The following is a 25,715-nucleotide window of genomic DNA, read 5'->3' on the forward strand; positions in this document are numbered from 1 at the left end:
AAAAATTCGACGCGCACTATACCATAAAGCGCCATCAGGTGTTAAATATGCTTGGCTAAAAACTGCTCAGTTAAACGGTTGAAAATCGCAGGTTTTTCAGCGTGTAACCAATGTCCGGTTCCAGCTATCACTTTAAGCTCGGCTTTAGGAAATTGTTGACCTACTGTTTGCTGATAATCACTCACAATATAGTCTGAATTCTCTCCTTTTATAAACAAGCACGGGCGCTTATAGTGGCCAAATTGTTCCCAACCGATGATGCTTTTGTAGCAAAGTGCTAGTTGCTCAACGTCAAATAGCCATTGCCAACCGTCTTCGGTGTTAGTTAAGGACTTAAGCAAAAATTGTCTCACGCCTGGTTCTTGAATGTGCTTAGCTAGCAACTTCTCTGCTTCTGAACGTGATTTAATATCTTTGGGATCAAAACTCTTTAGTCCTGAAAATACTGCAGTATGGTTGTGTTGATAAGCCACCGGTGCAATGTCGGCGACAACTAGTGCGTTAACCAAATCAGGGTAGAGCTGAGCTGCAGCCATACCAATTTTCCCACCCATTGAGTGACCAACAATGGCACACTGCGTAATATCTAGCTTGTCGCATAAGGCCTTAATCGCTTCAGCTTGATGTTGATAGCTCATAGACTGCGAGCGTGGCGATAAACCATGGTTTAGGGTATCTATACTTATTACACGATAGGATAGGGACTCCAAGTGTTTAGCCAAAATGCCTAAATTAGACAAGCTTCCAAATAGTCCATGAATGAGCAGGATAGGGTAGCCTTGCCCTTGTTCTTTATAATGCAGGTTCAACAATCTGGCTCCACAAATGTCACAAAATTGTTAGTCTGCCTTTGCAGCTCTATTACTACAAGTATTAGAAAGTCATTTCTTTGTTCAATAATTGGGCTTTCAAAGGATCAAATTCGGATTGTTGGTGAGTTATTAGCGCTGCTATGTATAATAATTAGTTATGTTAAGAGCTTTGCAATCCTAGAAAGAAACGATGAAAACGATAGAAATTGAAGAAGATTTGTATTTATACATTGCCAGCCAAACTAAACACATTGGCGAAAGTGCCTCAGATATTTTGAGACGACTGTTAGAAGTTGACGGTCAAGCATTTCAAGAAGTACAGGCTGTTAATGTTGTTGAGAACAACCAAGAAGACAACTTAGTTCAAGAGTTAGTCGTTGAAGTAGCAAACACCGAAACAGCTTTGGAAGCCGATGAGCCTGATTGTAATCCTTTAGATTATTTCGATTTTAGTGAAATATCTGAAGTGGGTAGTTCTACAAAACGTTTCTTATCTTTGCTGTCAGGCCTTTACGCCATAAGCGGCGAGCAGTTTGCTAAAGCCTGTGTATTAAAAGGAAGCAAACGCGAATACTTCTCGCAAGATAAAGACTTATTACTGGCCTCTGGAAAAACCAGCAAACCTCAAGCTATTCCAAATAGTCCTTATTGGGTGATTACCAATACCAACACTGCGCGCAAACGACACATTCTTCAGCATGTCGCCAGTGAAATGGGTTTACAAGAATTTCAAATTGAACGCTTATGTAAAGCGGTCTAACTATTTATCTTAAACTTAAGCATCGGAGAAGCTATTAATGGCTATTCACCCTTTAGCAGGTAAGCCAGCTCAGGCTGAGCATCTTGCAAACATCCCACGTTTAGTGGCCGACTACTACTTATTGGAACCAGACGTATCAATTAGAGAGCAGCAGGTTGCTTTTGGTACTTCTGGTCACCGTGGTAGTTCTAGCAAGAAAGCGTTTAACGAAAACCACATATTGGCAGTTAGCCAAGCCATTGCCGAATATCGTTTAGCCCAAGGTACAACTGGCCCTTTATATATAGGTAAAGATACACACGCTTTATCTGAGCCTGCCTTTTGCTCTGCCATTGAAGTTTTTGCAGCAAATGGGGTAGAGGTCCGCTATCAAGAAGGCCTTGGTTACACGCCAACTCCTGTAATCTCTCATGCAATTTTGGCCTACAACCGCTTGGGCAAAGAGCAAGCTGATGGCGTAGTTATTACTCCATCACACAATCCGCCAGAAGACGGCGGCTTTAAATACAACCCACCTAATGGCGGCCCTGCAGATGGCGATGTAACTAAAGTCGTTCAAGATAGAGCCAATGAAATTTTAGCCAACGGATTAAAAGACGTTAAGCGTATTGCCTATGATGACGCTATTACTAAAACTTCTATTGTCGCGATTGACTACATTAAGCCTTATGTTGACGACCTAGCAAACGTATTAGATATGGACGCGATTGCTAAAGCCAAAGTAAAAATTGGCGTAGACCCATTAGGCGGTAGTGGTATCGCTTATTGGTCAGTTATTGCAGAAACCTATGGTTTAGACATTGAAGTTGTTAACGACCGCGTTGACCCAACTTTCTCATTTATGACCCTAGATAAAGATGGCAAGATCCGCATGGACTGTTCATCTCCTTACGCGATGGCTAGCTTAATTGCACTTAAAGACAAGTTTGATGTAGCTGTAGCCAATGACCCAGACTATGACCGTCATGGCATTGTTACAAAGAGCAGTGGTCTACTAAATCCAAACCACTATTTGGCTGTGGCGATTAACTACTTGTACTCGCACCGCAGCCAATGGGGCGAAAATGCTGCAATTGGTAAAACATTAGTTTCAAGCTCAATGGTTGACCGAGTAGCTACTAGCTTAGGTCGCGAACTAAAAGAAGTACCAGTTGGCTTTAAGTGGTTTGTTGACGGTTTGTTTGATGGAAGTATTGCTTTTGGTGGTGAAGAAAGTGCAGGTGCTTCTTTCCTTCGTAAAGATGGCGGCGTATGGAGTACCGATAAAGACGGTATTATTTTAGCCTTACTTGCAGCAGAAATTATCGCTGTTACTGGCAAAGATCCAGGTGAGCATTACCAAGGGTTTGTTGAGCAATTCGGCGAGCCTTGCTACAAGCGTATTGATGCGCCAGCAAGCATCGAACAAAAAGCAGTACTTAGCGCTCTAGACCCAGCCATGGTAGAAGCTGAAACTTTAGCTGGTGAAACTATAACAGCCAAGCTAACTGCTGCACCTGGTAATGGCGCTGCTATTGGTGGCTTAAAAGTTGTGACAGAAAACGGTTGGTTTGCCGCTCGTCCATCGGGTACTGAAGCTATCTATAAGATTTACATGGAAAGTTTCAAGGGTGAACAACATTTAGCTCTAATTGAACAAGAAGCCCAAACCATTGTTTCTGCAGCATTGGCAAAAGCTGGTCTATAATCTATAAGCACCGAATGAAGGGTATTGAATAAATACCCTTTTTTTGTGCATAAATTCCGTATGAAAACGTATGCCAACTGCTTCAAATTGCAAGTTCTGTAATAGTTTTGTTACAAAAGCGGATTACAATGGTATAGGTCTATAATTTGCACGATTTGAGTCAAAGGCCCCGTATTAATTGATTCCGATCAAGATTGCTTCCGATTTACTTATGAAAGCATTTTCAAATGCTGGGCTTTTGGCGGGTTTTCTTTACACTTCATTTCGGTTCTTTGAGTGAAAAAGCATTTTTTCCAAAAAATGCATAAAAATTTAGTCTTGAGAGAGGCTTTTTTACCTAAATGTGATGTAGAACGTATATAATATCGTTCCGCATCGGTAACATGAGCTCGGATTTTTGAGCACATACAGTCTTTTGTAGCATTTGTTGTTCGGTTAACCATCGAATGCTACGTTGGAAGATGTCACCACAAAGGTTAGATACAAAGGAAATTCACATGGCCGCTAAAAAGGCAAAAGCAACAAACACAGTAGCGTTATCTAAAGATCAGTTTAAAGATGCTATCGTTAAACATCTTCGTAGTACCTGTGGTACTGATGAAGCTCGTGCTAACAATCAAGCTTGGTGGAAAGCCACTTGTGCAGCAGTAAACGAGTTAGTTTTCGAACGCTTAACTGAAACTTCTAAAGCGAATGCAGATAAAGATTCTCGTGCAGTTCACTACCTATCACTTGAATTCTTGATGGGCCGTTTAACAGTGAACAACATGCACAACGTTGGCGTATTTGGCGCTGCACGTGATGCATTGGCAGATCTTGGTAAAGACGTTAACGACATCTGTGACGAAGAGCCTGATATGGCACTTGGTAACGGCGGTTTAGGTCGTCTAGCTGCTTGTTTCATCGATTCTTTGGCTACTCTTAACTACCCAGCGGTAGGTTACGGTATCCACTACGAGCACGGTTTATTCCGTCAAGAAATTCAAGGCGGTCGTCAAATCGAGCGTCCTGATAGCTGGCGCGAATACGGCAACCCTTGGGAAATCTGCCGTCCAGAATCAATTCAAGAAGTTCCTTTATACGGTTACGTAGAAACTGTATTTGGCGAAGATGGCAAAATGCGCAAAGTTTGGCATGCTGGTCGTCAAATCAAAGGTGTGCCATGGGATATCCCAGTAGTTGGTTACGAAGCTAAAACTGTAAACGTATTACGTTTGTGGGAATCTAAAGCTGCTGACTTCTTTGATTGGGACGTTTTCAATGCCGGTGGTTACATCGATTCTCAATCTGAAAAATCACAAGCTGAAGCTGTTTCTAAAGTATTGTATCCAAACGATGAGTCAGAAGCAGGTAAAGAGCTTCGTCTAATCCAACAATACTTCTTCTGTGCTTGTTCACTAAAAGATATCATTCGTCGTTACAAGCGTAACCACAGTGATTTCTCTCAGTTCTCTAAGCAAGCTGTTATTCAGTTGAACGATACTCACCCAACTGTTGCTATTCCCGAGTTGATGCGCATTCTTATCGACGAAGAAGGTCTAGTTTGGGATGACGCTTGGAAGATCTGTACCGAAACTTTCGCATACACTAACCACACTCTATTGCCAGAAGCACTAGAAAAATGGGCTGTGTACTTGTTCGAGAAAGTACTTCCACGTCACTTAGAAATCATTTACGAAATCAACCGTCGTTTCCTAGAAGACGAAGTTGAAGCTAAATGGCCTGGCAACGACGAAATGAAACGTCACCTTTCTATTATTGAAGAAGGTGAAACTCGCATGGTTCGCATGGCTTACCTATGTGTTGTTACTTGTTTCAAAACTAACGGTGTTGCAGCAATGCACTCAGAGTTGGTTAAAGAAGACTTATTCCCAGAGTTCTACGAACTATGGCCTGAGCGTTTCGTAAACGTAACAAACGGTGTTACTCCACGTCGTTGGTTGCTTGCTTGTAACGAACAGCTAGCTAACATGTACAACGAAACCGTTGGTACTGATTGGCCGCGTAAGCTAGACGAGCTAAAAGGCGCTGCTAAGTTTGCAGACGATGCTAAGTTCCAGAAAAACTTCATGGCGATTAAACGCGAGAAGAAAGTAGAACTAGCAGATAAGATCGAAGAGCTATGTGGCATCAAAGTAAGTCCTGATGCAATGTTCAACGTTCTTATTAAGCGTCTACACGAATACAAGCGTCAGCACCTAGCATTACTGCACATCCTAGCGCTTTACCGTCGTCTACTTGAAAACCCAGATTACGATATGGGCCCACAAGTATTTATCTTCGGTTCTAAAGCTGCTCCTGGTTACAAGTTAGCTAAAGACATTATCTACGCAATTAACAAAGTTGCAGATAAAGTGAACAACGACCCACGCATTAAAGACAAGCTGAAAGTTGTGTTCATGCCAAACTACCGTGTAACTCTAGCTGAGAAACTATTCCCAGCGGGTGACGTATCTCTACAGATTTCTACTGCAGGTTACGAAGCATCTGGTACTGGTAACATGAAGTTTGCCCTAAACGGTGCACTAACTCTTGGTACTATGGACGGTGCAAACGTAGAAATCCGTGAAGAAGTTGGTGACGAGAACATCTTCATCTTCGGTATGGATTGTGACGAAGTTAAAGCGCTTAAAGCTGCTGGTTACAACCCATGGGATTACTACTACGGCAACCCTGAGCTGAAAGCTGTTCTAGATTGGTTAGAAACAGACTTCTTCACTCCTGGTGCACCTGGTGAGCTAGCTTCAATCAAGCACAGCTTGTTAGAAGGTGGTGACCCGTACCTAGTATTGGCTGACTTCGAGTCTTTCACTACTCAGTACACTGCAGTTGACGTAGCTTACCGCGACCAGAAGAAGTGGGCTAAGATGGCTATCATCAACTCTGCTTCAGTAGGTAAGTTCAACTCAGACCGTTCTATTGAAGATTACGTAGACCGTATCTGGAAACTTGAAAAAGTTATGCCTAACTAAGAACCTTAGTTCTTAGCTTAAATAAGGGAGACTATGTCTCCCTTTTTTTATGCCTCAAAAACTAGCATACTATTGGCCACTTCTTTTACATCTAAGGACAAGATGTGGCTAAAACAGCTTTACTCCAACAGGGTCTGCTAGAGTTCACTTTAAATTCTCCTCAAAACACTGACACCTTCGGCTTTGAATTAGCCAATGATACCAAGGTGAGTTTATTAGCTCCTGGTGTAGTGCACTTCGAACCAAAAGACTCAATTCCTAGTCGAGCAATTGTCTTGTCTGCCGGCATACATGGTAACGAGACTGCGCCCATAGAATGCTTAGATAAACTGGTTTCAGATATTCTTGCTCTGGAAGTAAAACTAGAACAACCATTGCTGGTTATTCTCGGAAACCCACCAGCAATGATTGAAGCTAAAAGAGAGTTAAGCGTAAACTTAAATCGTTTGTTTATAGGCAAACATCAGAATTACTCAAGCTGTTATGAAGTCGAGCGCGCAAAGCAATTAGAGAGTCTTTTAGACAGTTTCTACAAGAGCTATCAACACTTACCTGCCTATCACTTAGATTTACATACAGCGATTAGAAGCTCCAAACACGAAAAATTTGCAGTTTATCCCTTTACCCATGGTAAAACATGGCAAAAATCGAGTTTAGCCCTGCTACAAGCTTGTGGAGTTGACTGTGTGCTGTTTTCAAACGAGCCTGCTTCTACATTTAGCTATCATTCGAGTGCTAAGTACAATGCAGTAGCCTTTACAGTTGAACTAGGCAAAGTACATGCTTTTGGTCAAAACGATTTAAGCAAATTAGAACAACTCTCTACTACGCTGCAACAGTTGCTTAGCGATAGTAATCTCAGTTCATTAGGCTTTAAGCCCAAGCAAGCTGTGTTGTTTGAGGTGAGTGATGTAGTAAACAAACATCAAGAAGATTTTTGTTTTAGCTTTGGGCAAAGCCAAGCAAATTTTACTGAATATCAAACCGGCTATGAGCTTGCCAAAGAGGGAAGTGGGAGCGTAGTAATTAGTAACGGACCTAAAGCCATTGTATTTCCTAATGATAAGGTAGCGATTGGCCAACGTGCTGTATTATTAGTAAAAAGAATGAGCTTATCAGATATTGAACAAGCGGAAAAAAATCACCGACTGGAATGAGCAGATAAAGCTAGTGACTCTGTATTTAACGTTCGTCGCTAGCTTATAATCTTTTGAATCGTCCATTTCCATTACAATCCAGCTAGTTAGTAAACAAATCGCAGTACAACACATTGTTGCTGTCAAAGACGTATTGAAGCACCGGATCCCGTGATATAATCCTTCCAATTTTTAATACCTTAGAGTGGGACAACGGATTTATGATCCCTAAGTTAAGCCCTCAGCATTCTCTTGAGGCTCTGTATTTAGACTATTTAGCGAAGCTTGAACAATCAGCTTTTTCAGGCGAAATTCAAACTACCTACGCCAGTCGTTTAGCTGTTGCAACTGATAACTCGGTTTATCAATATTTGCCACAAGCAGTGGTTTTCCCCAAAAATAGCAACGACATTAAGCAGCTATGTCGCTTAGCTTCAGCTTCTACATTCCAGTCAATTAAACTAAGCCCTCGTGGCGGTGGTACCGGCACCAATGGGCAGTCCTTAACCGAAGGTATCGTAGTCGACTTATCTAAGTTTATGAACAAGGTCATCGAGCTTAATGTTGAAGAGCGTTGGGTTAGGGTGGAAACGGGCATTGTAAAAGACCAACTCAACGGTGTGTTAAAAGAGCACGGATTGTTCTTTTCACCTGATTTATCTACCAGTAACCGTGCTACCTTGGGTGGCATGATCAATACCGATGCATCGGGTCAAGGTTCAATGGTCTACGGTAAAACCAGCGACCATGTTATCGGCTTAAAAGCCGTATTGGCCAGTGGTGAAGAAATTGACACCGACCCAGTTCGTGTTGATCAGCTAGATCAGCAGCGAGAGTCGTTAACTGATATTTACACAGCGGTTAAGCATGCCTGTGTTGATATGCGCTCGTTGGTTGAAGAGAAGTTCCCAAAACTTAATCGTTTTTTGACTGGCTATGATCTAAAAAATGCCTATTCACCTGAGCAAGATAGCGTAGATTTAACCCGGATTTTGTGTGGGTCTGAAGGCTCATTGGCATTTATCACTGAAGCTAAACTAGATCTTACCCCGATTCCAAAATATCGAACTTTGGTTACGGTGAAGTACGATTCTTTCCAATCAGCTTTGCGTCATGCGCCTAGTTTAGTAGAAGCACAGGCTTTATCTGTAGAGACCATTGATTCCAAGGTACTTAATCTCGCCCAGCAAGACGTGGTTTGGGATAGTGTAAGAGACTTGATTAGCGATGTGCCTGATCAAGAAATGCAGGGCATTAACATTGTTGAATTTGCTGAAAATGACGAAGCACTTCAACAGCAAAAGATAAACAATCTTGTCGAGATTTTATCGCAGACAGCGGTTACCAAACTCGGTGTTATTGGTTTTCAACGTTGTGATGACTTAGGCAGCATTAACGCCATTTATAACATGCGTAAAAAGGCGGTAGGTTTATTAGGAAATACGGCGGGTAGCGCCAAACCCGTTGCCTTCGCCGAAGACACCTGTGTACCGCCAGAAAATTTAGCCGACTTTATCGTTGAGTTTAGAGAGTTGCTTGATGGTAAAGGTCTACATTACGGTATGTTTGGCCACGTAGACTCAGGCGTATTGCATGTTCGTCCTGCTTTAGATTTATGCGACCCCGAACAAGAAATCCTTATGCGGGAAATCTCTGACCAAGTTGTAGCGCTCACGGCCAAATACAAAGGACTTATGTGGGGAGAGCACGGCAAGGGCTTTCGTTCAGAATACGGTCCTGAGTTTTTTGGTGAAACCTTGTTTGCTGAACTTAGAAAAATTAAGGCGGCTTTCGATCCTCATAATCAAATAAACCCCGGTAAAATTTGTACACCGTTAAACAGCGAAGAAAGCTTAGTATCGGTTGACGGTACCAAGCGCGGCAAATATGACCGTGAGATTGCTGTAGAAGTGCGAGATAGCTTTAAGAACGCAATGGAGTGTAACGGTAACGGGCTTTGCTTCAATTACGATACTTCAAGCCCAATGTGTCCTTCATTTAAAGCAACAGGGGATCGCCGATACTCACCAAAGGGCCGTGCTGGCTTAATGCGAGAGTGGTTACGCCAATTAGCCGCTTTAAAGGTTGACCCACTAGCGCAAGAAGAAAAGTTAAACGCGAGGTTTATTTCTCCAGACAGTATTCTGCTTAAAATTAGAAATAGTATTGCTAAGTCTAAAGGAGAGTACGATTATAGCCACGAAGTTTATGATGCGATGCAAACCTGTTTAGCATGTAAAGCATGTACTACTGGTTGCCCAATCAAAGTAGATGTACCTACCTTCCGCTCACGTTTTTTGAATGTGTATCATGGTCGTTATTTGCGTCCGCTTAAAGATTACTTCGTTGCCTACGTCGAGAGCTATGCGCCATTAATGGCAAAAGCACCGCGTTTGTTCAATTTTGCTATGTCCCCTAAGTGGGCAAGCCTCGCGGTAGAGAAAACGATAGGAATGGTAGACATTCCCACTCTTAGTTTTCCTACGCTCGCGCAGCGCATTCCAGAAAGTTTAAGTAGCAAGTACGACTACAACGCTTTGCAAAACTTGAGTGATGAGGAAAAGCAGAACACAGTGTTGGTTGTTCAAGACCCCTTCACTAGTTTTTATGAGGCCGAGTTGGTCGAAGACTTTGTTAAGTTAGCGAAAAAGCTTGGACTAAATCCTGTGCTGTTGCCGTTTAAACCCAACGGTAAGCCGCAACACATTAAAGGCTTTTTGAGCAAGTTTAATAAGTCAGCTCAAACTAGTGCGGCATTTTTAAACCAGGTGAGTGAGCTTGGAATTAAAATGGTAGGTGTAGAACCCGCACTGGTGCTTTGTTACCGCGACGAATATAAACACGCGCTTGGCGATGCTAGGGGCGACTTTAACGTACTCGTAGTACAGGAATGGCTAGATTCAATAGACGCTAGTGTTTTTGAGGCTCAGCAAGTAAGTGATAAAGAAGCTTGGTATTTGTTTGGTCACTGTACAGAAAAAGCGCTTAAAGCTGATGCTTTCAAGCAGTGGCAGCAGGTATTTAATCGCTTTGGCGCTAATTTGGAAGATGTCGCAGTCGGCTGTTGTGGCATGGCAGGTACTTACGGGCACGATGCCAAGCAACTAGCGACTTCGAAAGCTATTTATGAGTTGAGCTGGAAGCAAAAAATGGCGAGTTTACCTAAAGAGCGCTGTATGGTTACTGGTTACTCATGTAGAAGCCAAGTTAAACGCTTAGAGGGTGAAAAGCCAAAGCACCCATTACAAATTCTGTTGAGCTTATTGTCGTGAGCATCTGGAATTTGCCAATGAGCTTGGCAACCTTAAATAAGATGGGCGAGGGCAACATGCTCGCCTATCTTGATATAGAGTTTACAGAAATCGGTGATGACTATTTAGTGGCAAAAATGCCCGTTACTGCAAAAGTTAAGCAGCCAATGGGTTTGCTGCATGGTGGAGCAAATGTCGTTCTAGCCGAAAGTTTGGCCAGTTGTGCTGCTTATTGCGTAGCTGGTGATAACACAATGGTGGTAGGCGTAGAAATTAACGCTAACCACTTAAAAGCTGTTAGGCATGGCGAAGTCACCGCTAAAGCGAGCCCAATCAAGTTGGGCAATTCACTGCAAGTATGGCAAATCAATATTGTTCAAAACAACGATCTGGTGTGTAGTTCACGTCTAACAGTAATGGTTAAAACTAAATAATCGCTAAGTTGTTAATAACTCCCCCATATTTTTACCAAATTATTACATCTAACAAACTGAACTTTATAGGATTTCATAGTCTAATTTAGCGCAAATATTTTGATGATTGGCGGTTATACGTCTAACGTTGAATATGTATTGGTAAATTAACTTAGGGATCTTTATGTCGCGTCAAACATATCGTGGTCTTGGAATAGTCGCTTTTAGCAGTTTACTGCTATTAGGCTGTAACAAAGACCCTGTTGAATCTGTTAAAACATACCCCAGACCTGTAAAAGTGGAACTGGTCGAAATCGGAGACGGAACACGAATTAGAACCCTGCCCGGAGAAACCTTTGCATCTGACACTGCCATTCTTTCTTTCCAAGTAGCAGGGCGCTTAGACGAGGTATTGGTTAAACCCGGTGACGCCGTAGTAGCAGGTCAGCCACTAGCTAACCTAGACCCTGCAATGTACAACCAAGAGTTAGAGGTAGCCGAAGCCAACTTCTACTTAGCCAAGGTACTTTTTGATCGAGCTACTCAGTTGGTTGACCGAGGCGTTATCTCTAGAAGCGATTATGACCGCTCAAAAAGCCAATTTTCTATTAGCCAGGCCGCTTTAGATAAGGCAAAAGTCAATTTAAGTTATACTAAACTAGTCGCGCCATACGATGGCCTAATTGCCAGTAAATACGCAGACCAATACGAGTACGTTTACGAAAAACAACAAGTACTTAGCTTGCAAACTGAATCAACTGTAGATGTAAACTTTCAGCTGCCAGAGCGTCTAATCGGTATTTTCCAAGCTTCTCGAATTAATGGCGATGCAGCTCCAAACTTAAGAGTACAATTTCAAGGACGTGAGCAATGGTATGATGCCTCGCTAAAAGAGCTGAGCACTGTTGCCGACCCTTCTACAGCCAGCTATACCATTGTGCTTAGTTTACCTATTCCAGATGAGCTAAATATCTTTCCTGGTATGGCCACTCAGGTTCAAATTGAATCCACAACCCAAAATTCAAGTTCTAACGTTAAAGCTCCTTTAGGGAGCGTGGTTAACGAAGAGAATCAAGATTTTGTATTTGTTTGGGATCCTAATTCAAACATAGTAACCAAAACTAAAATTGAGCTTGCTGATGGCATGATTACCTCTGGCTTAACCGATGGAGATTGGTTAGTGATAGCGGGCGCCGCCGAACTCGACGATGGTCAAGCCGCAGTCAAATGGGTTAAGGAGAGAGGATTATAATGATGCCTTTTAAACAAATACTAATAAGTACTGTGATGCTCTCTTTGCTAGCTGCTTGTGGTAAAGACACAAACATAGTAGAGCAAGAACAAGTTGTAGAAGTGTATAACTTGCCAGAAGCTAGCAATACAGTAGATCGAGATTTTAACGGTATTGCTCGCGCGCACGACTTAGCGGAATTATCTTTTAGAGTAGACGGTGAAATTCGCCAAATTGCGGTAAAGAAGGGTCAAAAAGTAAACAAAGGTGATTTATTAGCTGAGCTAGATAAAAGAGATTATCAAATCATCGTCAACGACCGTGAAGCACGCTTAACCTTAACCAAGCAACAATTTGAACGAGCCAAAGCCTTGCTTGATCAAAAGCTTCTTTCACAAAGCGAATACGACAAAATGCGTGCGGAATATCTAGTCGCATCAGCTGATTACAAAAAAGCCCAATTAATGCTGAAGTACACAGAACTACGCGCGCCATTTGACGGAATTGTTGGTGATGTATTCACCGACCCATTTGTAAATGTGCAACCCGGCTCTGCAGTGTTAAGCATGCACAAAGTGGACTTTGTTGAAGTGGATGTGCAACTACCAGACATGATTATTGCAGTGGCTAAATTGGGTAAAGACCGAATTAACCGTATGGAAATAGATGTAAATTTTGAAGCTTTTCCAGACCGTACTTTTAGCGGCATACCTTATGAGCTCAACTTAGAAAAAGACCAATCAACCCGCAGTTATATCGCGACCATATTGGTACCTTTCGACAAGAACTTTGCGGTGTTAGAAGGCATGCAAGCTAAGGTGTCAATAGACCTATCTGATGTAACTTACACCTATAGTCGCGATTTCCTTGTACCAATTGCTGCTGTTGTAATGCCAGATGGTTCCAATCTCAACCAGCAACGACCGATTGTTTGGCGCTATAAAGCAGATAACACTGTAGAAAAACAAGAAGTAACAATAGGTACTCTTTCTGGCGACTTTATCGAAATTAATCAGGGCTTAAATGATGGAGACGTAATTGTTTCCGTTGGTGCAAATCGTTTAGTTGATGGCCAATCAGTTGTTTTAAAGAAGGATAAGCAATGAACATTGCAGGATATTTTGTAAAAAATTCAATTATTAGTTGGATGTTTACCCTGATCTTGTTGATTGGCGGAATCCTATCTTTTAGTGGATTAGGGCAATTAGAAGATCCCCCGTTTACGATTAAAGATGCGGTGGTTGTTACTATGTACCCTGGTGCCACTTCTACCGAAGTAGAAGAAGAGGTGACTTATCCAGTAGAGAAAGCAATTCAAGCGCTTCCTTACGTTGACGATATTGTTTCTCTAAGTACCCCTGGTATGTCTCAAATTACGGTCACCATGAAAAGAACATATGGGCCAGACGAACTACCGCAAATTTGGGATGAGTTGCGGCGTAAAGTTGGAGATATGACGTCACAACTACCTCCAGGCGCTTCTACGCCATTGGTAAACGATGACTTTGGTGATGTTTACGGCATTATGTATATGGTGTCAGGTGCGAACTACGACTATAAAGACTTACAAGATTACGTTGACTATGTAAGGCGTGAAATTGAACTGGTGCCAGGAGTAGGTAAAGTAAACCTTGCCGGCGCCCAAACTGAACAAGTGTTTATAGAAATTTCTATTCAGAAACTAGCTACCTTCAACCTCGATCCGGCTTTAATCACTAGTTTGCTTAATTCCCAAAATATGGTGACTTCTGCAGGTAACATCCAGATTGCCGGTGACCAATTAACTATCCGGCCAACCGGTGCATTCAAATCCGTAGCTGAGTTAGGTGATTTGATCATCCCCGGCACAACGGGCGACAAACTCATTTATCTTAAAGATGTAGCCACTATTTCTAGAGGTTATGAGGAAATTCCCAGTAACCTGATTAGCTTTAATCAAAACCAAGCCATTAATATTGGTGTTTCATTTACCAGCGGAGTAAATGTGGTTGAGGTGGGTAAAGCAATAGAGCAACGTTTACAGGAAATTGATTACGCTAGACCCGCTGGCATGATTATCGATTCAATCTATAACCAACCGCAAGAAGTAGATAAGTCAGTAAGTTCCTTTGTATGGAACTTAATAATGGCTGTTGTGATTGTAGTGGTTGTTTTGCTTGTTTTTATGGGGCTAAAAAGCGGCATACTCATTGGCCTGATCTTATTCCTAACCTGTTTAGGCACCTTCATTTTGATGAAGCAGGCGGAAATTGAACTGCAGCGAATATCATTAGGCGCGCTTATCATCGCCTTAGGTATGCTGGTTGATAACGCTATTGTAGTGGTTGAAGGGATATTGATGGGCCGTAAAAAAGGCCTAAGTACCCTAGAATCTGCTCAAGAGATTGTTGGGCAAACTATGTGGCCATTATTGGGCGCCACCGTTATTGCTATTACAGCCTTTGCACCAATTGGCTTATCGCCTGACTCTACCGGTGAATTTGCGGCATCTTTGTTTTGGGTACTGCTGTTTTCACTATTTTTGTCTTGGATCACCGCCATCACCATCACGCCGTTTTTTGCCCAATTGTTTTTTGGTAAAGAGGGCGAAAAACAAGTAGAAGGTGAAGACAACGACCCATACAAAGGCGCATTCTTTAATGCTTACAAGGCCTTGCTTGATTTTTGTTTACGCTTTAAATGGCCAACAGTGATTGTTGTTGTTGTGTTGTTTGTGCTATCTGTTGTTGGTTTTGGCTACGTTAAACAGTCATTTTTCCCACCATCTTCTACACCCATTTTCTTGGTTGATGTTTGGATGCCAGAAGGCACTGATATTCGCGAAACCCAAAAGTCGGTACAAGAAATGGAAAGCATGGCACGAGACACAGACGCTGTAACCTTTGTGTCTTCGTCAGTGGGCAAAGGCTTCCAGCGCTTTATGCTAACTTATTCACCTGAGAAAAGTTATGGTGCTTATGCGCAAATTGCGGTGAGAACAACCGATGCAGTGACTTCTGATGCAGCAATGTCTTCATTACGTAAAGGCGTGGAGCAAGCGTTTCCACAAGCGCAGTTTAAGTTTAAGAAACTAGAAATTGGACCTTCTACTGATGCAAAAATTGAAGCGAGAATTCTAGGTGCTGATCCAGATGTACTGCGCTCCATTGCTGCTGACATTCAAGAAATATTTAACGATACTCCCGGTACTGTTAATGTGCGCCACGATTGGCGTGATCGCGTTAAATACATTGAACCTAACTTTAATGAAACTCAAGCTCGACGTCTTGGCATCAATAAAGCAGATATAGACCAAACCCTCGAGTTTGCCTTTGCTGGTTTAAGTTTTGGTTTATATCGGGAAGGAACCACGCTACTGCCAATTGTTGGTCGGTTGCCTGAGCAAGAACGTATTGACATCGATTCTTTAGAAAGCTTGCGAATTTGGAGCCCGACTTTAAAAAGTTATATCCCAATTCAGCAAGTGGTAAATGGTTTCAGTGTTAAATTTGAAGATCCGATTATTCAGCGACGCGACAAAAAACGTACCTTAACGGTGTTTGCCGATGCAGATTTTGAATACGATATTTTACCTGCTGAGTTGTTTGCCAAAATCAAACCACAGGTAGAAGCACTAGAACTTCCATCTGGTTATGAGTTGCAATGGGGCGGTGAGTACGAGTCGTCAGGTGATGCTCAAGAAGCATTGTTTGCATCATTGCCTATGGGTTACTTAATCATGTTTTTGATTACGGTATTCCTGTTTAACTCGGTTAAAAAGCCTTTAGTTATTTGGTGCTGCGTTCCTTTGGCACTCATTGGCATAACTTCAGGCCTGTTGTTCCTCGGTAAACCTTTCGGTTTTATGGCCTTGTTAGGAATGCTGAGTTTGTCGGGGATGTTGCTTAAAAACGGCATTGTATTACTCGACCAAATCAATGCCGATATAACAGCCGGTAAAGAAGTATACCAAGCGGTATTTGATTCCACCGTTAGCCGTGTAAGACCGGTTTGTATGGCTGCTGTAACTACCATTTTAGGAGTAGCTCCATTGATCTCAGATGTATTCTTCGAGTCTATGGCTGCGGTGGTAATGTTTGGTTTAGGTGTAGCAACCGTGCTTACTTTGCTAATTGTTCCGGTCTTGTACGTTATTTTCTTTAACGTGAAGTATCGAGACTACAAAGAGTTTTAAAGCAATTAGATGTAACACAAAAAAAGAGTTGCCTTGGCAACTCTTTTTTTATCCGCACAATCCCATCACATATCTAACAAAGGGTTTTGCTTCTTCTAAATCAAAGTAGCCATCTTTTTTACGTGTTGTTCTGAGATATTGATACGTGGCAACAATCACCTTCATTACTTTTTCATTTTCTACACTTAAATCGTGTTGCTCTGCTGCCGCTAAAGTAAGTTCAACCGCCTTTTCAAGGGCCTCCATGTCAACTACTTCTGCTTTTCGGTATTGATAGCCTTCACCGGTTGCTAACCATTCTAGTGAACAGTTGGCTTTTTGCGCTATTTGATTAGCTTTAGACAAACTTGGCTCTGAGCCTTTTAGATACTTCCTGATTAGACTCTCGTTCAGCTCTACTTTTCGGGCAAAGCCACTAACACTTTGTTCACCCATTAATTCTTTTAGGCGGTTGGAAAATTCGTTCAATTGAACACCTTTGCTCACTCGTACTAAAGTACGACAAAGTTAGCACTATAGTATTGATTGTGTCCAGAAAACTTGCAGAATACCCACTTCAATTAGTCGATTTAAGGTAAGTAAATGGAAAGCGTAAATGGCAAGGTTGCAATAGTTACAGGTGGTGGCAGTGGTATCGGTTTGGCAATTGCTAAAGCCTTAGCGGAGCAGGGCGCAAAGGTAGTAATTTGCTCTAGAGATTTAGCAAAACTTGAGCATACCGCTAGCCAGCTGCTAAAAGAATTTGGCCTTAGGGTTGATTGCTACGCAGCCGATATCCGCATCAAGCAGAAAGTTCAAGCACTAAAAGACTATGTAATAAGCCAGTTTGGTCGGGTAGACATATTGGTAAACAATAGCGGTTTAGGTGTTGGAGATACTATTGAGGATTGCAGTGAAGAAGACTGGGACTTAGTTGTAGATACCTGTACTAAAGGCACTTTTTTAATGAGCCAAGCGGTACTGCCGAGCATGAAAACACAACAAAGCGGTTTTATTCTGAACATTGCTTCGCAAGCGGCTAAAAATGGATACGCCAACGCTGGACCATATTGTGCAGCTAAATTTGCGGTGCTCGGTCTTGCAGCAGCATTACAAGAAGAAGTAAGAGAACACGGCATCAGAGTACATAGTTTGTGTCCAGGCTTAGTACAAGTACCAGCGCCAGAGTGTGAATCTGATATAAAGCCAGGTTGGCTACAAGTGAGTGATCTAGCTGAGGCAGCGTTGTTTGTGCTTAAACAACCAGCAAGAGTACATCTAGAAAATATTGGCTTGTATGGATTTTAGTTAGGAGTGGCAGCTGTATCAGCGGTTGCTAGTTTGAACAGTATAGAGAAGAGTAAGAATTGGTTGCGGGAGCCGGATTTGAACCAACGACCTTCGGGTTATGAGCCCGACGAGCTACCAGACTGCTCCATCCCGCGTCCGGTCTTAACTGAAAAAGTTAAGTGATTTGAATAGTTGCTTGGCTTAGCTATTCGAACTAAGCAATTCTTATATAAAGAATTGGTTGCGGGAGCCGGATTTGAACCAACGACCTTCGGGTTATGAGCCCGACGAGCTACCAGACTGCTCCATCCCGCGTCCGGTCTTAACTGAAAAAGTTAAGTGATTTGAATAGTTACTTGGCTTAGCTATTCGAACTAAGCAATTCTTATATAAAGAATTGGTTGCGGGAGCCGGATTTGAACCAACGACCTTCGGGTTATGAGCCCGACGAGCTACCAGACTGCTCCATCCCGCGTCCGGTCTTAACTGAAAAAGTTAAGTGATTTGAATAATTACTTGGCTTAGCTATTCGAACTAAGCAATTCTTATATAAAGAATTGGTTGCGGGAGCCGGATTTGAACCAACGACCTTCGGGTTATGAGCCCGACGAGCTACCAGACTGCTCCATCCCGCGTCCGTTCTTAACTGAAAAAGTTAAGTGATTTGAATAGTTGCTTGGCTTAGCTATTCGAACTAAGCAATTCTTATATAAAGAATTGGTTGCGGGAGCCGGATTTGAACCAACGACCTTCGGGTTATGAGCCCGACGAGCTACCAGACTGCTCCATCCCGCGTCCGGTCTTAACTGAAAAAGTTAAGTGATTTGAATAGTTGCTTGGCTTAGCTATTCGAACTAAGCAATTCTTATGTAAAGAATTGGTTGCGGGAGCCGGATTTGAACCAACGACCTTCGGGTTATGAGCCCGACGAGCTACCAGACTGCTCCATCCCGCGTCCGTTATTGCGGAGCGCATAGTACGCAGAGAGTAGTGATAATACAAGAGATTATTTGTAATAATCCCTTAACTGCCGATTATTTATCCGAATGAGGCTTTTACTACTGATCCTTAGCAAAACAGGTATAATCCACGGGTTAAATAAATAGAGTATCGTAATGGCAGATTTTTTCGCTTCGACCGCTAAAGGTTTAGAAAGCTTATGTTTAGATGAATTAAAGGCCTTAGGTGCACAAGAGTGCAAACAAACAGTTGCCGGTGTAAGTTTCACCTGTGATTGGCCAACGGCTTATAAGATTTGTATGTGGTCACGTGTTGCATCGCGTATTTTGTTACGTTTGGTTGAAACTCAAGCTGACAATGTAGATGAACTCTACCAAGCCGCATATTCGATACCTTGGAATAAGTATTTCAACGTCGATCAAACTTTTTCAGTGCATTGTAGCGGAACTAACCACTATATCGACAATAGTCAATTTGGCGCGTTAAAAGTAAAAGACGCCATTGTTGATCAGTTTAATAAAACAGAGGGCTCCCGTCCTAACGTTGCTAAAACTGATGAAGACGCACGGATTGTGGTGCGCTTGGCTAGCAAGTATTTAGCTATTTCCATCGATTTGTCTGGCGCATCCTTACATCGTCGGGGTTATCGAACAGAACAAGGCGAAGCGCCTGTTCGAGAAAACTTAGCTTCAGCTTTAGTGAGCAGAAGTAATTGGCAAGAAAAGTACCTGATAGACCCAATGTGTGGTTCGGGCACGATTCTTATAGAAGCTGCGATGCAAGCAGCTGATATTGCGCCAGGCCTTAACCGTAGTTTTGGTTTTGAACGTTTAAGCAATTTCGCAAAATTTGCTTGGAGCGATATACAGGCTGATGCAAATGCTCGAGCAGAAACCGGCTTGGCAAATTGTAAGCAGCGTTTGATTGGGTACGATATCGACAAGCGCATGGTAGCTGTGGCTAAAGCTAACATTGAACGAGCTGGCTTAAGCGACATTATCTCTGTTCATGTTCACGATGCAGCAAATTTACCGGCCGCACCAAGTGAACCAGGGCTTATTTTGTCTAACCCACCTTACGGCGAGCGTTTAGGCGAACTAACAAAACTCATCGGCTTGTTCTTATCCTTTGGTGCTAGCGTACGCGAAAACTATCCTGGCTGGCGCTTGTCGCTGTTTACCGCCGCTCCAGAGTTACTAGACTATTTACGCTTACGTAGTGACAAGCAGTATAAATTCCTGAATGGTGCACTTAATTGTGTGCTCAAAATCTATCAAATCGGTGAAGGTGGGCAGGGTACTCAGCGTAAGTATGCTGAAGACTTTGTAAATCGTTTATTTAAGAATAAGAAAAAGCTGCAAAAATGGATTAAGCGCGACAACATCACTTGTTACCGCTTATACGATGCAGACTTACCCGAATACAATGTTGCTGTAGATTGCTACGACGATTACGTTATCGTTCAAGAATACCGCGCCCCTAAGAGTATTGAGCCAGGCAAAGCGCGTCGTCGCTTAATGGATCTACTCACAGGGCTATTGCAAAGTGACTTAGTTGCTAACGATAAGCTAGTAATTAAACAGCGAGCTCAACAAAAAGGGCGTCAACAATACGAGCGCAATAGCGACGAAAAAGAGCGCTTTGTTGTTCAGGAGTACGGGGCGAAGTTTTACGTTAACCTTACCGACTACCTTGATACCGGGCTGTTTCTAGACCATCGCAATATGCGTCACTATATTCAGCAGAATAGCCAAGATAAAAAAGTACTTAACCTTTTTGCTTATACGGGGTCTGCTTCAGTGCATGCTGCGCTAGGTGGCGCGTCTAAAGTGACTACGGTAGATATGTCTAATACCTATCTAAATTGGGCAAAAGACAACTTTAGATTAAACCAACTGCCTATTAGTAAGCATGAGTTTATTCGAGCCGATTGTATGGCTTGGTTAAAAACTCAGATATCACAACGCTGGGACCTTATCTTTCTTGATCCACCTACTTTTTCTAATTCGAAAAAAATGGATGAAGTGTTTGATATTCAAAAAGATCATGTTGATTTGTTAGGTTCGGTTTCTCGCTTGCTCAATCCTGGCGGTCAGTTGATTTTCTCAAACAACAAACGCCAATTTAAAATGGATATCGAAGCACTCGATAAACTGGGGCTCAAAGTAAAAAACATTTCAAGTCAGTCTTTATCGCCTGATTTTGAGCGTAACAAACAAATTCATAATTGTTGGATGATACACAAGGAATAGTGGTATGACTTGGGTTTTATATAGTACTGATGGTTGTCACCTTTGCGAAGATGCTCGCGCGCTGATTTTAGCTAATCCCAATATTCATGAGCTAAAAGAGCAAGACATAATCGAAGATGAGTCTTTGGTTGAACAATACCGTTACAGCATACCTGTGTTATGCCATGAACCCAGCCAACAAAGAATAAACTGGCCCTTTGACGCGAGCCAGTTAGAACAATTTATAGAGAGTTGTACGTGTTAGTAAATCTACAAGACGCTTATCTGGCTTATGGCGATACGCCACTGCTAAACAAAGCCAGTGTACAAATAAATAAAGCCGAGCGAGTATGTTTAGTTGGCCGTAATGGCGCGGGAAAAAGTACCTTATTGCAAGTAATTGAAGGTGCTATTCAACTAGACTCGGGTCAACGCCAGCTAGTTAATGATGTGGTCATAACCCGCTTGCAACAAGACCCGCCAGAAGCTAGCCAGCAGCGCATTTTTGATTATGTCGCGGAAGGCAAGCCACATATCGGCAAGTTGCTTAGTGAATTTCATCACCTCACTTCCAACATCAGTGAGCATTCGAGCGAAAAAGAACTGAACCGAATGCAGCAAATACAACATGAAATAGATGTTGTAGATGGATGGAAGTTTGACAACGAAATCCAGCAAGTGCTTACCACCATGAAGCTTGATGGCGATGCACCTTTACAAGGCTTATCTGGCGGTTGGCTAAGAAAGGTAGCGCTAGCAAAAGCCTTGGCCGGTGACCCAGATATATTACTACTTGATGAACCTACCAACCATTTGGATATAACTACCATCAAATGGCTGGAGGAGTTCTTAGTTAACTTTAAAGGCACAATCGTATTTATTAGTCACGATAGGGCCTTCATTCGCAAAATCGCTACCCGAATTATCGATATCGACCGAGGCGTACTTACATCTTGGCCTGGTAACTATGATGCCTACTTAGAAGGGAAGGCTGAATGGTTAAGGGTTGAAGAAGAACAGAATGCTTTGTTTGATAAACGCCTAGCCGAAGAAGAAACCTGGATCCGCCAAGGGATTAAAGCTCGTCGCACCCGCAATGAAGGGCGAGTTAGAGCCTTAAAGGCGATGCGAAATGAACGTAGCGAACGAGTTAATCGTCAAGGCACCAGCAATATGCAAATCGATGATGGTTTGCGTTCGGGTAAAATTGTCTTTGAAGCTGAGCAGTTGAGCTTTAGTTACGCTGATGAGGCTTATCCGATTATTTCACCGCTCGATTTGCTAGTTATGCGTGGGGACAAAATTGCGCTAGTAGGGGGCAATGGGTGTGGTAAATCAACGCTTATTAAACTACTGCTTGAGCAACTAGAACCAAGCTCTGGCAAACTTAAAGTAGGCACCAAGCTAAATGTTGCTTACTTTGATCAATATCGCCAAGAGTTGGATCCCGATAAAACACTGCTAGATAATCTTGCAGGCGGTAAACAAGAGATTGAAATTAACGGCAATAAACGACATGTAATGGGCTACTTACAAGATTTCTTGTTTCACCCTAAACGCGCGTTTACTCCGGTTAAAGCCTTATCAGGTGGCGAGAAGAATCGCTTAATGCTGGCCAAGTTATTTTTGAAACCAGCCAATTTGTTAGTTCTTGATGAACCAACCAACGATTTGGATGTCGAAACGCTGGAGCTACTAGAAGAGTTGGTAAGCCAATATCCAGGTACCGTATTATTGGTGAGCCATGATCGAAGCTTTATTGATAATACCGCAAGCCACGTTTGGTTTTTTGATGGCAAAAGCAATGTAGATAGTTATGTCGGTGGATATTCTGAAGTGGCAAGCTACATTGAGAATCGGCAGAAAGCTCCTGCACCAAAACCGATCGAAAAAACAGAAGAAAATCCACGCGGTCAAAAACAAACTAAGAAGTTGTCATATAAATTGAAACTTGAACTTGACCAGCTACCCGAAAAATTAGAAGCTGCCGAGTCAAAAGTTGACGAACTACAAAGTAAAGTAAATGAGCCAGAGTTCTTTAATTTAGAACAGGATCGAGTTCAAGACACTTTAAATAACTTAGCCAAGGCTGAGCAGAACCTAGAAGATCTGTTTATGCGTTGGGAAGAATTGGAAGAACTAAAAAATTCATGAAGAAGTCTATGATAAAACGCTCTATAGCAACGGCATTCGCGCCTTTATTTTTGACTGCGAGCTTTGCTCATGCAGCGCAAACCGAATCCTACTACCTTATAGAAGAAATCCCTATTGAAGCAGCTAACGGTCTTGCTGAGGGCAATGGCGACTTAGTTGTTACCGCCGTAAGTAATGATGGCGAATACCTTGCCGGTAACGCATTAACCTTTAGAACAGCTTTTCGTTTTTACGACTTTTCTGATCGAACTACTTTTGATTATGGTTGCCAGTACGCCAGTGAAGTATGTGATTTGTTTTTTTACGGTAGCAACAGCTTTTACGATACTTACCGTAAACGATTAAGAGAACAAAGTGGTACTTTATATCAATCTAATGTGCTTGCATTCTTAGCAAACCGCAACATTAGTGGCATGCATACAGATGGTAAGAATATTCCCCCTTTACCAACTTGGGATACCATCAACGAAAAGCTTTATGTATTTGATGATATTGCTAATAGCGACTACACCACTGATACACGTATAAACGACATTAATAGTGAGTTAGGTTGGGCTGTAGGCTATGACTCTGCGCCTTTTGCCAACCCCGAAGGTGGTAGTTATAAAAGAGACTTCATTCAACGCGGTTTTGCCCTGCGCTTAAGTGATCAAGCCAAAGTTACTTTGTTACCCACGGCGTTTAATAGCAGTGGCGAACTTGAAGATGATAAAGGTGGATTATCGTCTGGATTACAAGTGATTGAAAAAGATGGACGCACCTTGGTTGTAGGTATCGGTAGCGTTAGTTATTCCAATAGCGACAGCTTTGGTGAGTGTCAAACAGGTAACCGAGAAAACTACTACCGCTGCTCGGGTTTCCATACTCAAGCTTGGACCTGGGATATCACAGATGCTGTAGATGGTGATCAGGTAACAGGAGAACAACTAGTAGATGGCTATGTTCGTTCTCGATACGGTAATGCACCAAACTATAACTTAATAAAAGACGCCAATAGTGAAATACTCGTAGGCCTTTCATCAGATGATGTTTACGACAGCACTAATGGTTCACGCGGTCGCGCGACTTACTATACCGATAATGGCGACGGCACTTATAGCTTAAACAAAATTCCTAATATTAGAATTGATGGAGACAATGATAAGTTTGAAGATTCGGTATCTCACACTTGGGCAAATGCTGTAAACGACGCAAATTTGATAATCGGTAATCTACGATACGTTGAAGTCAAGTCACGTAACCGTCCAGTAGAAGCTTTTGTTTATGATGGTGATGAGAACTCGGTGAATTATCAGCAAGTGACTTGGCCATTACGTAATAAGCCATTTTCTGGTGCAAACAGTGAATTCAGTGATATTAATAGTGAAGGTCTAATTGTTGGTTGGCGTGACGGCGATGGTCAAGAACAACCCGCTTATAACGGTACTACGCGCAGACAAACTGGTATTTTATTAGACTATAATCGTTACATTGACGGAAATAGTTCTTACTCTTGGACTCTAAATCAGCTGACTTGTTATGAACAAGACGGAACTCCTCAGATCCCTCTTTATAGAATCGAATTCGCTACCCACATTAATGACGAAGGTGAAATTTTCGCTAATGGCTATCATTATCAGAGTGCTGAAGAGTTCATTAATGGTGTAAATCCTCGAGCAGTATTACTTAAACTGGTAAGAAACCCAGCAGTAACAGATATTGATGATTTAGCTATTTGTCCTCAAATTGAAGAAGTGAAGTATGAGCGCAAAGGTGCTTCTAGCTTATGGTTAGGCTTACTGCTCTTACCTGTTGTTTTTGTGAGGCGTTTCATAAAAAGATAAATTGTCTTTTAAGTGCAACAAAAATATCAATTAGTTAGCGAATACTTAAAAATTTAGTTTTTGATCTTTTAAAAACGATAGGCGATAGTAGATCAGGAGTCCAAGTGGGCTCCTGATTTGTTTTCTGATCTTGATGAGGAAGAAGTCTATGAAAAGACAAAAACGCGATCGTTTAGAAAGAGCGCATGCCAAAGGTTATCAAGCAGGGTTATCAGGAAGGTCTAAAGAGACCTGTCCGTATGGTGGAGCAGACGCAAGAGGGCATTGGTACGGTGGGTGGCGTGAGGCTGTTGAAGAACGCGTTTCAGGATTAGACAATAACTAATATAAAAAAAGCCCTATAAAATAGGGCTTTTTAATGTCGGTGTGTCCCGTCCGGAAATAGGTTGACATAAAGAGGACTTCTTTATGACAACACCCATTAACTCAAGCCCTAAGCGCACACAACGAGATTACACCTTAGCCTTTAAATTAGGTGTCGTAGAGCGCGTCGAAAAAGGCGAAATGACTTACAAACAAGCTCAAGCCCGATTTGGCATTCAGGGGCGTTCAACAGTACTGGTTTGGCTCAGAAAACATGGTAGGCTTGATTGGTCAAAACCATTTCAGCATCCCCTTATGCCTAATTCAAAAGAAACGCCAGCCGAAACAATCAAGCGCCTTGAGCGTGAGTTAGCCGAAGAGAAGCTACGTAACCAAATCCTCAATGGTATGGTCGATATCATGGACAATGAATACGGAGCGGGCCTTAGAAAAAAGTACTTATCCGGTACATCTGGCAAGCGAAAACCGACAGCGAAATAAACCTAGCTGCTGCATGTCGCGCGGCGGGTATTTCACGG

Annotated in this window: 17 protein-coding genes, 6 tRNA genes and 1 pseudogene; 16 read left to right on the plus strand and 8 right to left on the minus strand. The window is 42.3% G+C overall.

Annotated elements, in window-relative coordinates; all coding sequences use genetic code 11:
• Positions 1–41: 41 nt before the first annotated feature.
• The gene (locus G6R11_RS20765) at positions 42–812 is read right to left on the minus strand and encodes an alpha/beta fold hydrolase (RefSeq protein WP_240352518.1); all 771 of its coding nucleotides are present in this window, start codon (positions 810–812) and stop codon (positions 42–44) included.
• A 190-nt stretch (positions 813–1,002) separates the two neighbouring features.
• Here G6R11_RS20765 and seqA point away from each other — a divergent pair, with 190 nt between their 5' ends.
• The 9 genes from seqA (at position 1,003) to G6R11_RS20810 (ending at position 16,436) form a co-directional block, all read left to right on the plus strand.
• A complete protein-coding gene (gene seqA, locus G6R11_RS20770; protein WP_163135062.1) occupies positions 1,003–1,572 on the plus strand; it encodes a replication initiation negative regulator SeqA in 570 nt (189 codons plus the stop codon).
• 37 nt (positions 1,573–1,609) lie between these two features.
• Positions 1,610–3,259 carry a phosphoglucomutase (alpha-D-glucose-1,6-bisphosphate-dependent) gene (pgm, locus tag G6R11_RS20775; RefSeq protein WP_163135064.1) on the plus strand — a complete coding sequence of 550 codons (1,650 nt, stop codon included), beginning with the start codon at positions 1,610–1,612 and terminating at the stop codon, positions 3,257–3,259.
• Positions 3,260–3,756: 497 nt separating this feature from the next.
• The gene (locus G6R11_RS20780; RefSeq protein ID WP_163135066.1) at positions 3,757–6,231 is read left to right on the plus strand and encodes a glycogen/starch/alpha-glucan phosphorylase; all 2,475 of its coding nucleotides are present in this window, start codon (positions 3,757–3,759) and stop codon (positions 6,229–6,231) included.
• 104 nt (positions 6,232–6,335) lie between these two features.
• Entirely contained in the window at positions 6,336–7,388 is a 1,053-nt protein-coding gene (astE, locus tag G6R11_RS20785; protein ID WP_163135068.1) for a succinylglutamate desuccinylase, read from the plus strand.
• Positions 7,389–7,588: 200 nt separating this feature from the next.
• Positions 7,589–10,639, plus strand: coding sequence for an FAD-binding and (Fe-S)-binding domain-containing protein (locus G6R11_RS20790; RefSeq protein WP_163135070.1), 3,051 nt, complete (start codon positions 7,589–7,591; stop codon positions 10,637–10,639).
• 17 nt (positions 10,640–10,656) lie between these two features.
• Positions 10,657–11,052: a hotdog fold thioesterase gene (locus tag G6R11_RS20795; RefSeq protein ID WP_163135072.1), complete on the plus strand. Its 396-nt coding sequence runs from the start codon at positions 10,657–10,659 to the stop codon at positions 11,050–11,052.
• A gap of 163 nt (positions 11,053–11,215) precedes the next feature.
• Positions 11,216–12,283, plus strand: a complete 1,068-nt coding sequence (locus G6R11_RS20800; protein ID WP_163135074.1) for an efflux RND transporter periplasmic adaptor subunit — start codon at positions 11,216–11,218, stop codon at positions 12,281–12,283.
• Complete coding sequence (locus G6R11_RS20805) at positions 12,283–13,368, plus strand: efflux RND transporter periplasmic adaptor subunit (RefSeq protein WP_240352519.1); 1,086 nt, start codon at positions 12,283–12,285, stop codon at positions 13,366–13,368. Before G6R11_RS20800 ends, G6R11_RS20805 begins: the two co-directional genes overlap by 1 nt.
• A complete protein-coding gene (locus G6R11_RS20810; RefSeq protein ID WP_163135076.1) occupies positions 13,365–16,436 on the plus strand; it encodes an efflux RND transporter permease subunit in 3,072 nt (1,023 codons plus the stop codon). The genes G6R11_RS20805 and G6R11_RS20810 overlap by 4 nt, the downstream gene beginning before the upstream one ends.
• A 48-nt stretch (positions 16,437–16,484) precedes the next feature.
• On the opposite strand, the gene G6R11_RS20815 is transcribed toward G6R11_RS20810, so the two are convergent.
• Positions 16,485–16,904, minus strand: a complete 420-nt coding sequence (locus tag G6R11_RS20815) for a helix-turn-helix transcriptional regulator (protein ID WP_163135078.1) — start codon at positions 16,902–16,904, stop codon at positions 16,485–16,487.
• Between the two features lie 114 nt (positions 16,905–17,018).
• Between G6R11_RS20815 and G6R11_RS20820 the strand changes: the two genes are divergently transcribed.
• The gene (locus tag G6R11_RS20820; protein WP_163135080.1) at positions 17,019–17,723 is read left to right on the plus strand and encodes an SDR family oxidoreductase; all 705 of its coding nucleotides are present in this window, start codon (positions 17,019–17,021) and stop codon (positions 17,721–17,723) included.
• A gap of 60 nt (positions 17,724–17,783) precedes the next feature.
• Here G6R11_RS20820 and G6R11_RS20825 read toward each other — a convergent pair.
• The 6 genes from G6R11_RS20825 to G6R11_RS20850 all read right to left on the minus strand — a co-directional run bounded on the left by G6R11_RS20825 (position 17,784) and on the right by G6R11_RS20850 (position 18,660).
• Positions 17,784–17,860: transfer RNA gene (locus tag G6R11_RS20825), tRNA-Met, on the minus strand.
• An 83-nt stretch (positions 17,861–17,943) separates the two neighbouring features.
• Positions 17,944–18,020, minus strand: a tRNA-Met gene (locus G6R11_RS20830).
• 83 nt (positions 18,021–18,103) lie between these two features.
• Positions 18,104–18,180: transfer RNA gene (locus tag G6R11_RS20835), tRNA-Met, on the minus strand.
• Positions 18,181–18,263: 83 nt separating this feature from the next.
• Positions 18,264–18,340 (minus strand) — tRNA-Met (locus G6R11_RS20840).
• Between the two features lie 83 nt (positions 18,341–18,423).
• A tRNA-Met gene (locus G6R11_RS20845) sits at positions 18,424–18,500 on the minus strand.
• 83 nt (positions 18,501–18,583) lie between these two features.
• Positions 18,584–18,660 (minus strand) — tRNA-Met (locus G6R11_RS20850).
• A gap of 160 nt (positions 18,661–18,820) precedes the next feature.
• On the opposite strand from G6R11_RS20850, the gene rlmKL reads away from it, so the two are divergent.
• The 6 genes and pseudogenes from rlmKL to G6R11_RS20880 form a co-directional block, all read left to right on the plus strand.
• The gene (rlmKL, locus tag G6R11_RS20855) at positions 18,821–20,917 is read left to right on the plus strand and encodes a bifunctional 23S rRNA (guanine(2069)-N(7))-methyltransferase RlmK/23S rRNA (guanine(2445)-N(2))-methyltransferase RlmL (protein WP_163135083.1); all 2,097 of its coding nucleotides are present in this window, start codon (positions 18,821–18,823) and stop codon (positions 20,915–20,917) included.
• 4 nt (positions 20,918–20,921) lie between these two features.
• Positions 20,922–21,161: a glutaredoxin family protein gene (locus G6R11_RS20860; RefSeq protein WP_163135085.1), complete on the plus strand. Its 240-nt coding sequence runs from the start codon at positions 20,922–20,924 to the stop codon at positions 21,159–21,161.
• On the plus strand, positions 21,155–23,050 hold the full coding sequence (locus G6R11_RS20865; RefSeq protein WP_163135086.1) for an ABC transporter ATP-binding protein: 1,896 nt from the start codon (positions 21,155–21,157) through the stop codon (positions 23,048–23,050). The genes G6R11_RS20860 and G6R11_RS20865 overlap by 7 nt, the downstream gene beginning before the upstream one ends.
• Positions 23,047–24,873, plus strand: coding sequence for a DUF3466 family protein (locus G6R11_RS20870; RefSeq protein WP_163135087.1), 1,827 nt, complete (start codon positions 23,047–23,049; stop codon positions 24,871–24,873). Before G6R11_RS20865 ends, G6R11_RS20870 begins: the two co-directional genes overlap by 4 nt.
• 148 nt (positions 24,874–25,021) lie before the next feature.
• Positions 25,022–25,198 carry a ribosome modulation factor gene (gene rmf, locus G6R11_RS20875; RefSeq protein WP_084681792.1) on the plus strand — a complete coding sequence of 59 codons (177 nt, stop codon included), beginning with the start codon at positions 25,022–25,024 and terminating at the stop codon, positions 25,196–25,198.
• Positions 25,199–25,281: 83 nt separating this feature from the next.
• Positions 25,282–25,715, plus strand: a pseudogene (locus tag G6R11_RS20880) (IS3 family transposase); the annotation flags it as partial.

Source organism: Agarivorans sp. Alg241-V36, from assembly GCF_900537085.1.
Lineage (GTDB): Bacteria > Pseudomonadota > Gammaproteobacteria > Enterobacterales > Celerinatantimonadaceae > Agarivorans.